We start from the raw sequence: 12,964 nt of genomic DNA on the forward strand, positions 1-12,964 counted from the left end.
TGTAATATAAATTGAAACGCCGTATACGCGAACCGTACGTACGGTGTTGTGAGAGGGGCGAAAATAAATTACTTTATTTTCCCTCTACTCGATTGTCCAGCTCCAGCGCTTCGAGGGGGGCTTCCGCTTTTAATATTTTATGAATATCCCTATTTTTATGAGAGATGATAAAGATAAAAAAAGGGGATATTTTATGCGTCAGTTTATGCTGTTATTATTCTTCGATTTATTATTCTGTCCTCAAATTAGTTTAGCCGCAAAGTGGGATATTCCGCCTTTACCCAAGCCCTCGCCTAACGAAGAAGTAGTGATGATTTTTGCTACAAATGGCCCACCAAAAAAATCCGAAATAGATAATCATATTGGAAGTTATCAATCAATCAAGCTAAGGTCTCTTTTTACAGAATCTTTCGAGGGGTTTTCTGTGAGTGGCAGGAGAAGCGAGCTTACTGAATTATCACGTATGTACCACAAAACTTCAGCAATGTATGAAAACAACGAATATAGTGTCGATGATGACGATGGTGCTATTTTGTCACTAATAGGTGCAGAAAAGGCAAGGGATTATTATGATTCAAAAGGAAACCATTTAACAGGAAAAGGAATAAAGATAGGAATTATCGACACTGGTATTGATTACGAACATCCCGATTTAAGAACAAATTATAGTGGGGGATATGATCTTATAGATGATGATAAGAATCCAATGGAGACGCTGATTCATCAAGGAAAACCAACAATACACGGAACTCATGTTGCGGGTGTGATTGCTGCTAACGGTCAGATGCAAGGAGTTGCCTCAGAAGCTAGGATATATGCGTACAGAGCGTTAGGTCCGGGGGGGAAGGGGACTACAGAGCAAATATTGTCTGCTATTGAAAAAACTATAAAAGATAAGATGGATATTATCAACCTTTCTTTAGGGTCAGATGTTAATGGACCAGACTTACCTATTAGTAAGGCGTTAAATAAAGTTGTAGAAAAAGGGATCGTAGCAGTTACTTCGAATGGTAATTCAGGCCCAAAACTATGGACAGTTGGTACGCCTGGAACATCATCTAAAGCAATATCTGTAGGGGCTTCCACACCATTAATAAAAACTCCTTACTTATCCGCTGTCCCGATAAACCGGCCAATTAAGCTAATCCCGCTAGTGGGTAGTGTAAAGTGGAATCTTGGGCAATCCTACCCAATTGAATATATTGGACTCGGAAAGAAAAATGAGTCGAAAAACCTAAATGGAAAAATTGCTCTTATAAAACGTGGTGAAATTGAGTTTTCCAAGAAAGTAAAAAATGCAGAAGCAGCAGGTGCAGTTGGGGTGATTATTTTCAATAATACAAAAGGACAATTCATTGGAAAAATGGAAGAAAACACGAATATACCTGCAATGTCAATTTCTAAAATGGACGGGGAGAAGTTATTGCAGGAATGGAAAAAGAGTCCCTTTCTTACTTCTACAATCTATAAACGGGAAAAAGATCTATTAGCTGACTTCAGCTCTAGAGGTCCAGTTACATTTAATTGGTCGATAAAACCGGACATTACAGCTCCTGGTGTGGCAATTAAAAGTACAATTCCTAACAGGAGATACGTAGAGCTTCAAGGAACAAGTATGGCATCACCTTATATTGCAGGTGCGGCAGCATTGATTAAACAAGCTCATCCAAAATGGAGTCCGAATGAAATAAAAGCAGCAATGATGAATACAGCGACACCGCTTTACAATGAAAAAGGAGAGCGTTATAAAGTATATGAACAGGGGGCGGGAAGAATCAATATAGATAAAGCTATAAAGACGGAAACGTTAGTATTACCCGGCAGTTTATCATTTGGAATATTATCGGAAAAGTATGATGAAAATAAAAAAGATGTAATGATAAAAAATATTAGTAATCAAACGAAGCATTATTATTTTCAAACTCCACGATATAATCCTTATATTGATTGGCAGCTGCCTCTGCCTTTTGCTTTAAAGCCAGGACAGAAAAGAACTATAACTATAAAAGCACTTATAAAAAGAGAGTTTCAAAACAATAAAGAAATGGTGGAAGGAAATTTCATATTAACAGAAAGAAACCAAAATATTAAAATACCTTATCTATTTATTAAAGAAGAACCAAGCTACCCTAGGATTATGGGATTCACTATTGCTCCAGGGGATTCACCGGAAAAAATCCGCTATGAAGTGTATTTGCCTATGGGAGCAGAGGAGTTTGGAATTGCGCTATTTGATTCAACATCATTACAATTCATAGGGTATTTAGAAAAAAGAAGCAATTTAGGACCAGGCATTAAAGAAAACCAAATAGAGTTAATGAATCTAGGGCATATTAATCAAGTGGTAGCTGTAGCATTTGCCATCAAAAATGGGCAGGAGGATAGGCAAACACAAACAATAAAATTTTCTGCTAAATAATTTGCTATTGGATTGTTAAATATTTGACGAAACAATATTCTTCTTTTGTAAAAATAGTGTATTTATGGAAAAAATAAATATAGAAATACTAGAACAAAAAACTATAAAATAAAATATGTGGTTTAAAGGGAATAGTTTACTAAATTTTGAAATGCAAACTATTTGTAAAATTTGATGATTTTGTGACAATTTATATGAGAATGATTGAGACAGTAACGTTTTTCACAGAAACAGATTGACATTGATAATACCCTATTGTATGCTAACAGAGGGTGTTAAATGATAGGGTTTTCAGGTGTTTTTTTACATGAAAAATCTGCTTGTTCAACTAACCTAACAAGAATTGCTTAATAGGAATTTGATAGTAGCAAATACTGGTTCTATTACCATATAGGATACCGTTTTGCAGATTCTTTTTAAAATAATTCTTGATAGTTGAGTAGATCCTCATTTTAATACTGAACCACTATTTATTTCATCGGACTACTCCCTGACCATAATGCTAGCATGTTGGTCATGCTTCATAAAAGTCCGACATTTCTTTTCAGGAGAGATTAGAAAGACATGCCGGAACTCCAACTAATGTTTAATAGGCATCGCAAGTACATGCTGTATCTTTTATCCCTTTATGTTTTAGGTTGGGGATTTACCCAATATCAATCTGTCTTTTTAGGCTTAATTCTTGGTACAACAATCAGCCTATATAATCATTGGCTTATGGTAAGGAGAACGAAACGCTTCGGTGAAGCAATTGAGACTGGAGGAAAGTTTCGATCTTTTGGGACTGTGACGAGAATGGTCGCAGCGGTTCTTGCTGTTATGATTGCCACAAAGTATCCAGATTACTTTAATTTTTTATGTGTTATTTTGGGAATAGTGACTTCTTATGTCGTCATTATGATAGATTTTATTATTCATCACATTATACAATCACATAAATAAGCAGGAAGAGAGGTGAAATTGATTGGAACACGAAGCGCCTTTATGGGAATTTATGGGGCTTACCTTTAATTTAGCCAACGTTTTGATGATTACAGTTGCGTCAGTAATTGTTTTTCTTATTGCGTTAATTTCCACTAGAAAATTAGCAATGAAACCTACAGGTATGCAGAACTTTTTTGAGTGGATTATGGATTTTGTTAAAGGGATTATTAAGAGTAACATGGATTGGAAAACAGGTGGTGCCTTTCATGTATTAGGTATAACTGTTATTATGTATATTTTTGTTTCCAACATGTTAGGACTTCCATTTTCAGTACAAATAAATGGAAAATTGTGGTGGAAATCTCCGACTGCCGACCCTGCAATTGCTTTAACACTCGCAGTTATGATTGTGGGCTTAACTCATTTCTATGGTGTTAGACAAAAGGGATTTGGTGGATATTTGAAAGGCTTTAAAGAGCCATTTGCATTTATGGTTCCTTTCAAAATTATTGAGGAATTTTCAAACACATTAACATTAGGTCTCCGTCTATACGGAAATATCTATGCTGGGGAAATTTTATTATCTCTTCTAGCTGGTGGACTTGCAATGTCAGGTCCCGGAGGATTGATTGGAGCTATCATTCCAACATTAGCATGGCAAGGATTCTCAGTCTTTGTCGGTTCAATCCAAGCATTTATTTTTACTATGTTAACGATGGTTTATATGGCCCATAAAGTGAGTCATGACCATTAATATATTTATCGTCCAAATTTGGACAAAGCTTATTTTTACAAAATAAATTTTTTTATACATTTAAAGGAGGAACTTTATAATGAGTTTGGGTGTAATCGCAGCAGCTATTGCTATCGGTTTAGGTGCACTTGGTGCAGGTATTGGTAACGGTCTTATTGTATCTCGTACAGTTGAGGGTATTGCTCGTCAACCAGAAGCACGTGGTATGCTTCAAACAACTATGTTCATCGGGGTTGCGTTAGTTGAGGCCCTTCCGATTATCGCAGCGGTAATCGCGTTCATGGTTGTTAATAAATAGTTTTAACATTTCCAAATGGCGAAGATCATTCGATAGAACCTTCGCCATTGCTTTATGTTAGGAAAAAGAAAGACGTTCTACTTTACTTAGGGTAACAAGTATAGCAGAAATACTAGAAAAAATACGAATGATATGCATCTTTCTATAGAAAGCTTATCGATTTAACATTGATAGGAATTAACTCTTTGAAAGGAGTGAATAACGGTGTCAACAAGTAGTTTTGTACTTGGAGCAGCTGATCATCCGTTTCTTAACACGGGAGATATTCTTTTCCAGCTGGTCATGTTTATTATACTGTTAGTCTTACTTAAGATATTTGCTTGGGGTCCATTAATGGGCATCATGAAGCAACGTGAAGAACATGTTGCAAATGAAATTGAAACAGCAGAAAAAAGCCGTGCTGAAGCAAGTAAATTACTAGAAGAACAGCGTGAATTACTTAAAGAGGCTCGCCTAGAAGCACAAGGTTTGATTGAAAATGCGAAAAAGCAAGGCGACCTTCAACGCGAAGAAATTATTACTACTGCCCGTGCAGAAGCAAATCGCTTAAAAGATGGTGCAAAAATCGAAATCGAGCAGCAAAAAGAACAAGCAGTTGCTGCTTTACGTGAGCAAGTTGCATCTTTATCGGTTCTTATTGCATCTAAAGTGATTGAAAAAGAGTTAAGCATAGATGATCAAGAAAAGCTTATTAACGATTATATTCAAGAGGCAGGAGAAAAGCGATGAGTAACAATGCAGTTGCAAAACGTTATGCTACAGCGCTTTTTGAGCTAGCGAAAGAGCAAAATCAATTGGAACAAGTCGAAGGTGAGCTTCGTGTCATTAAGAAAGCAATAAAAGATAATCCAGAATTAATAAATCTTTTAAAGTCACCAAGATTCTCAAAAGAGAAGAAGAAAGAGATTTTAAAAGATATATTTTCTTCTACTTCAATACTAGTTTCAAATACACTTTTGTTATTAACAGATGTTCATCGTGTAAATGAAATTGAAAATATTGCAGATGAATTTATTGAACTTGCAAATAATGCTCGTGGGATTGCAGAAGCTAAAGTTTATTCTATTAGACCGCTAACAGCAAGCGAAAGTGCATCTATTTCATCTGTTTTTGCACAAAAAGTGGGTAAAATCTCATTAAATATTGAAAATATCATTGATACGGATCTTCTCGGAGGAGTAAAGGTTCGCATTGGTAATAAAATATTTGACGGTAGTTTACGTGGTAAGCTAGAACGTCTTGAACGTAATTTAGTTGTTTAAATTTATTCTTGAGGGGTGAAATTCATGAGCATTAAAGCTGAAGAAATCAGTGCGCTGATAAAAAAGCAAATTGAAAACTATCAGTCTGAAATGAAGGTTAGCGATGTTGGTACTGTTATTTCAATCGGTGACGGTATTGCTCGTGCTCATGGTCTCGACAATGCAATGTCTGGTGAGCTTGTAGAGTTTTCGAACGGAGTTATGGGTCTTGCTCAAAACTTGGAAGAAAACAATGTAGGTATCATTATTTTAGGACCATATACTGATATACGTGAAGGTGACGAAGTTCGTCGTACAGGTAGAATCATGGAAGTACCTGTCGGTGAAGAATTAATTGGACGTGTTGTCAATTCATTAGGTCAACCTGTGGATGGACTTGGACCAATTAACACTTCAAAAACTCGTCCAATTGAAAAGAAAGCTCCTGGTGTAATGGCTCGTAAATCTGTACATGAACCATTACAAACAGGTATTAAAGCGATTGACGCACTAGTTCCAATCGGACGTGGTCAACGTGAATTAATTATCGGTGACCGTCAAACAGGTAAAACAACAGTTGCAATCGATGCGATTATCAATCAACAAGATCAAGATATGATTTGTATCTATGTTGCTATCGGTCAGAAGGAATCTACAGTTAGAAGTACAGTAGAAACACTTCGTAAACATGGAGCATTAGATTATACAATTGTTGTAACAGCTTCTGCATCACAACCATCTCCATTATTATACTTAGCACCATATACTGGGGTAACAATGGCAGAGGAATTCATGTACAACGGCAAGCATGTTTTAATTATTTATGATGATCTTTCTAAACAAGCTGCTGCTTACCGTGAGCTTTCCTTGCTATTACGTCGTCCTCCAGGTCGTGAAGCATATCCAGGGGATGTATTCTACTTGCATTCACGCTTACTAGAACGTGCGGCTAAGCTAAATGATGAATTAGGTGGAGGATCAATCACAGCTCTTCCTTTCGTTGAAACACAAGCAGGTGATATTTCTGCTTACATTCCGACAAACGTAATTTCGATTACAGATGGTCAGATTTTCTTACAATCAGACTTATTCTTCTCTGGTGTACGTCCAGCGATTAATGCGGGTCTTTCCGTATCACGTGTAGGTGGATCAGCACAAATTAAGGCGATGAAAAACGTTTCAGGTACATTACGTCTAGACCTTGCTTCATTCCGTGAGCTTGAATCTTTTGCTCAATTCGGTTCTGATCTAGATCAAGCTACACAAGCGAAATTGGCTCGTGGTCAACGTACGGTTGAAGTATTGAAACAAGACTTGAATAAACCGATTAAGGTTGAAAAGCAAGTAACGATTCTTTATGCCTTAACAAAAGGCTTCCTAGATGATATTCCTGTTCAAGACATCGTTCGTTTTGAATTAGAAATGTACACTTGGTTAGATGCTAATCGTGCAGAATTATTAGGTCAAATTCGTACAACAGGTAAACTGCCTGCTGATGAAGATATGGCTTCAGCGATCAATGAATTTAAGAAAACATTTTCTAAATCTGAATAATACTGTTTGAAAATAGATGTGGACTAATATGCCTTCACTTAAATTTAGGTTATATCCTTGGTTGTGAAGGCCTACTTTAAAACAAGGGTGGTGAGATTAAGTGGCATCCTTACGTGATTTAAAATCTCGTATTACTTCGACGAAAAAAACAAGTCAAATAACAAAAGCTATGCAAATGGTTTCTGCCTCTGCCTTAAATAGGGCTGAAATGAATGCAAAATCCTTTGTACCATATATGGAAAAAATTCAAGAAGTAGTTGCTAGTATTGCTTTAGGAAGCAAAGATGCAAGTCACCCAATGCTTGTTTCGCGACCTGTGAAAAAAACTTGTTATTTGGTGATCACATCTGATCGTGGTTTAGCAGGTGCTTATAACAGCAGTGTTCTAAAAGCTGTGCATACTAGAATTCTTGAAAAGCATCGTTCCAATGATGAATTTGTTATTGTAGCGATTGGACGTGTAGGTGCGGATTATTTCAGAAAACGTGATATGAATGTAGTATTAGATGTGATCGGTCTTCCTGATCATCCATCATTTGCTGATATTGTAAAAATTACAAATAAAACAGTAAGCATGTTTGCTGACGGTACGTATGATGAGCTTTACATGTATTACAACCATTTTGTAAATGCAATCAGTCAAGAAGTTACAGAGAAAAAACTGTTGCCACTTACTGATATTACTTCCTCTAATAAGTTGATTTCGTATGAATTTGAACCTTCTGCTGAAGAAATATTAGAAACTCTACTTCCTCAGTATGCTGAAAGTCTTATCTTCGGAGCTTTATTAGACGGAAAAGCAAGTGAGCATGCAGCCAGAATGACTGCGATGAAAAATGCAACAGACAATGCAAAAGAATTGATTGATACGTTAACACTTTCTTATAACCGTGCACGCCAAGCGGCCATCACTCAAGAAATCACTGAGATTGTTGGCGGAGCGGCTGCACTTGAATAGACTGAAAAAATTGTTTGATTAAAAGAGACTTTGGAATAGTTTCTATTCTTAAAGCTTTCTCTAATGCAAGATAGGAGGGAAAATGATGAACACTGGACGCGTTCTTCAAGTAATGGGTCCGGTTGTTGACGTAAAGTTTGATAACGGTCAACTTCCAGATATTTATAATGCGATTAAAATTCAATATAAAGCCCAAACTGCAACTGAAGTTGATATTGAATTAACTTTAGAAGTTGCACTTCACTTAGGTGATGACTCTGTTCGTACAATTGCTATGGATTCAACAGACGGTGTCCAACGTGGTATGGATGTTATCGACAGTGGTGCACCAATTTCTGTTCCTGTAGGTGACGTTACACTTGGTCGTGTTTTCAACGTATTAGGTGAAACGATTGACTTAAATGGTGATGTTCCTGCAGATGCTCGCCGTGATCCAATTCATCGATCAGCACCAAGCTTTGATCAACTTTCAACTGAAGTTGAAATTCTTGAAACAGGTATTAAAGTAGTTGACTTACTTGCTCCTTATATTAAAGGTGGTAAGATTGGTCTATTTGGTGGTGCCGGTGTTGGTAAAACGGTATTAATCCAAGAACTTATTAATAATATCGCACAAGAACATGGTGGTATTTCTGTATTTGCTGGTGTAGGTGAACGTACTCGTGAAGGAAATGACCTATACTGGGAAATGACTGATTCAGGAGTTATTAAGAAAACAGCAATGGTTTTTGGTCAAATGAATGAGCCACCAGGTGCACGTATGCGTGTTGCATTAACAGGCTTAACAATGGCTGAATATTTCCGTGATGTTCAAGGCCAAGACGTGCTTCTTTTCATTGATAATATTTTCCGTTTCACACAAGCAGGTTCAGAGGTTTCTGCCCTTTTAGGACGTATGCCATCTGCTGTTGGTTACCAACCAACACTTGCAACTGAAATGGGTCTATTACAAGAACGTATTACATCTACAAATGTAGGTTCTGTTACATCTATCCAAGCAATCTACGTTCCTGCCGATGATTATACCGATCCGGCTCCAGCAACTACGTTTGCTCACTTAGATGCAACAACAAACTTAGAGCGTAAACTATCAGAAATGGGTATTTATCCTGCGGTTGATCCACTTGCTTCAACATCTCGTGCACTTTCACCTGAGATAGTTGGTGAAGAGCATTACAATGTTGCTCGTCAAGTTCAACAAACATTACAACGTTATAGAGAATTACAAGATATTATTGCTATTTTAGGTATGGATGAGCTAAGTGATGAAGACAAACTTATTGTTGCTCGTGCTCGTCGTATCCAGTTCTTCTTATCCCAAAACTTCCACGTAGCGGAACAGTTTACAGGTCAAAAAGGTTCTTATGTACCTGTAAAAGAAACAGTTAAAGGATTTAAAGAAGTACTTGAAGGTAAATATGACCATCTTCCAGAAGATGCTTTCCGTCTTGTTGGTTCAATTGAAGATGTTATCAAGCAAGCTAAAGAGATGGGCGTAGAGGTATAATAAGGGACCAGGAGGATCAAAAATGAAGACATTAAAAGTCAGTATTGTCACTCCAGACGGCCCAGTGTATGAATCGAATGTTGAAATGGTAAGTACAAAAGCCCAAAGTGGTGAATTGGGTATTTTGCCGGGACATATTCCAATGGTTGCTCCACTTCAAATAGGTGCTGTGCGACTAAAAAACGGCAATAACACTGAGCTTGTAGCAGTGAGCGGTGGTTTTCTTGAAGTTCGTTCGGAGCAAGTAACTATTTTAGCACAATCAGCTGAAAAGGAAGAAAGCATTGATATAGAGCGTGCAAAAGAAGCAAAGATTCGTGCTGAAGAACGTATTCAATCGAATCAAGCTGAAATTGATCATGCACGAGCAGAGCTGGCACTAAGACGTGCAATCAATCGTATAAATGTATATGAACACCGCTTCTAAAATCCAAAACACCTTCTGATTAGAAGTCAGAAGGTGTTTTTTCTAAGATAAGAATGTAAAAGCTTATTTTAGTAATCAAGGTCAGATTGGAAAAAAGCTTAATAATATCGGTAACTCGCCGACTTACTCCAGTTTTACCTCGGAAAAACGCGGAGAGTTTTTCTTAAGAAAGGGGTATAACCATGACCTCAGGTTTTGGTCAACAAGCATTGACAAGTATAATTTCTCATTTATTTTTTATATGTTTAACCTTTTGGGCACTGGGTGCACTTAATTTTGAAAAATTGCTTAAACCTAATCGTGTATTACAAGCAAGATTATTATATATAATTTTAACCATTGCCATTGGATCGATAATTAGTAACTTCTTCTTAGATTATCTTCTTTGGTCGAGGCAGCTTCCTCTTATATTTCAATTCGTCATAAATTTGTAATAATTAATCCATCTACCCTGTTTTCAATTGAATAAATATTGATTATGATTTGAGTTATTGGGGATCTTTCCTTATACTTGATTGTATTATGTAAATGCTGTTACTTTTTTTAATTTAAAACGTCTAATATAAGGAAAGATAATTACATATGCTGATTATCGATTTGTCAAAAGATGACGACTTTTCCCAAGTATGTACTCTTCTCTACTGGTAAAGACTTTTACTAAGGAGAGGGGAAATTTATATGTGGAAAAATACATTAGTTTTAGTAATAATTGCTATTGTTATTAGTTTGTCATATGGAATTGTTGGGAAAAAGAGTGTATCAGCAAAAGTAAGCTCAGATTTAGAATTATTGGCGGATGAAATTAATCGTCAAAGTGGTAAAATTACTGAATGGTCTCTATATACAAGAGAAGCCATAGATGTTTCTTCAAAAACTGAATGGATTAATCAGGTAGAATCATTTAAGCAGCAATTTCCAAATATGAAGTGGAATGAATTTACAAAGGGAAATCAATTGACTTTAGAGGGTTATTTTAAAGAAAAAAGATATGTCGAAACAATAAAATTTTTGTCGACCCCTACAAAAAAAAATTATCCATCGTATTTAATATATGAGATAAAAGGAACTCATTGGAATAAAAAAATTGCTGTCGACATAAATGAAAAAATTGGTAGCAAATTGGATGCGCTTTACATCCATAAACCTGTGATTTTCTCTTGTATCAAAGGCGAATTCAGTGATAAAATTGATAAGGTTTTGTTGTCAGAAATGAATCATTTATTGACAAGCTTAAATGCTCACGAAAAAGAGGCGTTGAAAGAAAAAGATTTCTATTCTATATCTGCATACTCAAAGAAATTATTACAATCAATTCCTACGAAAGATAATCAAATGAATTTGCAAATTGGTTTAAGAAAAACTGGATTGGGCGCTAATACGAGCTTCGTTATTGGCACACCTATCATAACGATTGAATATTAATATAGAGAAAATGGACGCGGAGGGGAATACTTTTGGAAAAAATCATCGTCCGCGGCGGAAAAAGGCTAAACGGTACGGTTCAAGTTGAAGGTGCAAAAAATGCTGTACTGCCTGTTATCGCTGCATCATTGTTAGCTAGTGAAGGAAGAAGTATCATTCGTGATGTACCAAAACTCTCCGATGTATATACAATTAGTGAAGTGTTACGATATTTAAATGCTGATGTAACGTTTCAAGATAATATAATTTCTGTAGATGCATCAAGAGAGTTATTAATTGAAGCTCCATTTGAATATGTACGTAAAATGCGTGCATCTGTTCTTGTTATGGGACCACTTTTAGCAAGATTAGGAAGAGCACGTGTTGCATTGCCTGGCGGGTGTGCAATTGGATCAAGACCAATTGATTTACACCTTAAAGGATTTGAGGCCATGGGAGCGAAAGTAACGGTAGGAAATGGATTTATTGAAGCTGAGACAGAAGGCCGTTTACGGGGTGCAAAGATTTATTTAGATTTCCCAAGTGTTGGTGCAACGCAAAATATTATGATGGCTGCAGCATTGGCTGAAGGTACATCAACGATTGAAAACTGTGCAAAAGAACCAGAAATTGTTGATTTAGCAAATTATTTAAATAAAATGGGTGCCGTTGTAAAGGGAGCAGGAACGGGTACGATTCGTATTGAAGGTGTTGAACGTTTATATGCAGCTGATCATACAATCATTCCTGACCGAATAGAAGCAGGTTCATTTATGATTGCTTCTGCTATTACTGGTGGAAATGTACTTGTTAAAGGCGCTGTTCCTGAACATTTGACATCTCTTATTGCCAAGCTTGAAGAAATGGGTGTCATTATTATTGAAGAGGAACAAGGACTTCGTGTAATTGGCCCTGATAAGCTTAAGGCAGTAGATATTAAAACTATGCCTCATCCTGGTTTCCCAACTGATATGCAATCACAAATGATGTCTTTATTAGTAGTTGCTGAGGGCACGGGAATGATTACGGAAACCGTTTTTGAGAACAGATTCATGCATGTGGAAGAATTCCGCCGAATGAATTCAGACATAAAAATAGAAGGCCGATCAGTAATTATCAGTGGACCTTGTCAACTTCAGGGAGCAGAGGTAGCAGCTACCGATCTTCGTGCAGCAGCCGCGTTAATTATTGCTGGATTAAAAGCAGAAGGTTATACGAGGGTTACTGAATTAAAACATCTAGATCGGGGTTATTTGAATTTCCATCAGAAACTTGCGGCCCTTGGTGCGGATATAGAGCGTGTGAATGATGAAGTAGAAGCTTCAAAAGATTCCAAACAGATCCTTTCAGAACAAGTATAATCAATTAAGAAAAACCCAAAATTTTTGGGTTTTTTTATTTTGGGCATAATAAAGAAACAAGTGATATTATTACTAATAATATTTTTTGATATTAAAATTTATTGAAACCTTTTCGTGTTG

General features: G+C 36.5%; 13 protein-coding genes. All 13 read left to right on the plus strand.

Going from position 1 to position 12,964, the window contains the following annotated elements; genetic code table 11:
- Positions 1-193: 193 nt before the first annotated feature.
- Entirely contained in the window at positions 194-2,419 is a 2,226-nt protein-coding gene (locus tag ACQKP0_RS21300) for a S8 family serine peptidase (protein WP_427407849.1), read from the plus strand.
- 564 nt (positions 2,420-2,983) lie between these two features.
- Positions 2,984-3,361, plus strand: coding sequence for an ATP synthase subunit I (locus ACQKP0_RS21305; RefSeq protein WP_427407850.1), 378 nt, complete (start codon positions 2,984-2,986; stop codon positions 3,359-3,361).
- A gap of 22 nt (positions 3,362-3,383) precedes the next feature.
- Positions 3,384-4,097: a F0F1 ATP synthase subunit A gene (atpB, locus tag ACQKP0_RS21310; protein ID WP_427407851.1), complete on the plus strand. Its 714-nt coding sequence runs from the start codon at positions 3,384-3,386 to the stop codon at positions 4,095-4,097.
- 79 nt (positions 4,098-4,176) lie between these two features.
- A complete protein-coding gene (gene atpE, locus ACQKP0_RS21315; RefSeq protein WP_058005271.1) occupies positions 4,177-4,395 on the plus strand; it encodes a F0F1 ATP synthase subunit C in 219 nt (72 codons plus the stop codon).
- A 204-nt stretch (positions 4,396-4,599) separates the two neighbouring features.
- Positions 4,600-5,124 carry a F0F1 ATP synthase subunit B gene (atpF, locus tag ACQKP0_RS21320; RefSeq protein WP_427407852.1) on the plus strand — a complete coding sequence of 175 codons (525 nt, stop codon included), beginning with the start codon at positions 4,600-4,602 and terminating at the stop codon, positions 5,122-5,124.
- Positions 5,121-5,657, plus strand: coding sequence for a F0F1 ATP synthase subunit delta (locus ACQKP0_RS21325; protein WP_427407853.1), 537 nt, complete (start codon positions 5,121-5,123; stop codon positions 5,655-5,657). Before atpF ends, ACQKP0_RS21325 begins: the two co-directional genes overlap by 4 nt.
- A gap of 24 nt (positions 5,658-5,681) precedes the next feature.
- Complete coding sequence (gene atpA, locus ACQKP0_RS21330) at positions 5,682-7,190, plus strand: F0F1 ATP synthase subunit alpha (RefSeq protein WP_427407854.1); 1,509 nt, start codon at positions 5,682-5,684, stop codon at positions 7,188-7,190.
- Between the two features lie 100 nt (positions 7,191-7,290).
- Entirely contained in the window at positions 7,291-8,148 is an 858-nt protein-coding gene (locus ACQKP0_RS21335) for a F0F1 ATP synthase subunit gamma (RefSeq protein WP_427407855.1), read from the plus strand.
- 85 nt (positions 8,149-8,233) lie between these two features.
- Entirely contained in the window at positions 8,234-9,655 is a 1,422-nt protein-coding gene (gene atpD, locus ACQKP0_RS21340) for a F0F1 ATP synthase subunit beta (RefSeq protein ID WP_427407856.1), read from the plus strand.
- Between the two features lie 22 nt (positions 9,656-9,677).
- Positions 9,678-10,082: a F0F1 ATP synthase subunit epsilon gene (locus tag ACQKP0_RS21345; RefSeq protein ID WP_427407857.1), complete on the plus strand. Its 405-nt coding sequence runs from the start codon at positions 9,678-9,680 to the stop codon at positions 10,080-10,082.
- Positions 10,083-10,264: 182 nt separating this feature from the next.
- The gene (locus tag ACQKP0_RS21350; RefSeq protein ID WP_427407858.1) at positions 10,265-10,516 is read left to right on the plus strand and encodes a DUF1146 family protein; all 252 of its coding nucleotides are present in this window, start codon (positions 10,265-10,267) and stop codon (positions 10,514-10,516) included.
- Positions 10,517-10,760: 244 nt separating this feature from the next.
- Complete coding sequence (locus ACQKP0_RS21355) at positions 10,761-11,504, plus strand: YwmB family TATA-box binding protein (protein ID WP_427407859.1); 744 nt, start codon at positions 10,761-10,763, stop codon at positions 11,502-11,504.
- A gap of 32 nt (positions 11,505-11,536) precedes the next feature.
- Positions 11,537-12,844 carry a UDP-N-acetylglucosamine 1-carboxyvinyltransferase gene (gene murA, locus ACQKP0_RS21360; RefSeq protein WP_427407860.1) on the plus strand — a complete coding sequence of 436 codons (1,308 nt, stop codon included), beginning with the start codon at positions 11,537-11,539 and terminating at the stop codon, positions 12,842-12,844.
- Positions 12,845-12,964 lie beyond the last annotated feature (120 nt).

Origin of the sequence: Heyndrickxia sp. NPDC080065 (genome assembly GCF_050281185.1) — a bacterium.
Classification (GTDB): Bacteria; Bacillota; Bacilli; order Bacillales; family Bacillaceae_C; genus Heyndrickxia.

What these genes read in the sequence shown, in the direction of transcription:
- atpA (WP_427407854.1), top strand. Translation starts at nt 5,682, where the DNA reads ATGAGCATTAAAGCTGAAGAAATCAGTGCGCTGATAAAAAAGCAAATT.
- ACQKP0_RS21300 (WP_427407849.1), top strand. Translation starts at nt 194, where the DNA reads ATGCGTCAGTTTATGCTGTTATTATTCTTCGATTTATTATTCTGTCCT.
- ACQKP0_RS21325 (WP_427407853.1), top strand. Translation starts at nt 5,121, where the DNA reads ATGAGTAACAATGCAGTTGCAAAACGTTATGCTACAGCGCTTTTTGAG.
- ACQKP0_RS21355 (WP_427407859.1), top strand. Translation starts at nt 10,761, where the DNA reads ATGTGGAAAAATACATTAGTTTTAGTAATAATTGCTATTGTTATTAGT.
- atpD (WP_427407856.1), top strand. Translation starts at nt 8,234, where the DNA reads ATGAACACTGGACGCGTTCTTCAAGTAATGGGTCCGGTTGTTGACGTA.
- atpE (WP_058005271.1), top strand. Translation starts at nt 4,177, where the DNA reads ATGAGTTTGGGTGTAATCGCAGCAGCTATTGCTATCGGTTTAGGTGCA.
- ACQKP0_RS21350 (WP_427407858.1), top strand. Translation starts at nt 10,265, where the DNA reads ATGACCTCAGGTTTTGGTCAACAAGCATTGACAAGTATAATTTCTCAT.
- ACQKP0_RS21345 (WP_427407857.1), top strand. Translation starts at nt 9,678, where the DNA reads ATGAAGACATTAAAAGTCAGTATTGTCACTCCAGACGGCCCAGTGTAT.
- ACQKP0_RS21305 (WP_427407850.1), top strand. Translation starts at nt 2,984, where the DNA reads ATGCCGGAACTCCAACTAATGTTTAATAGGCATCGCAAGTACATGCTG.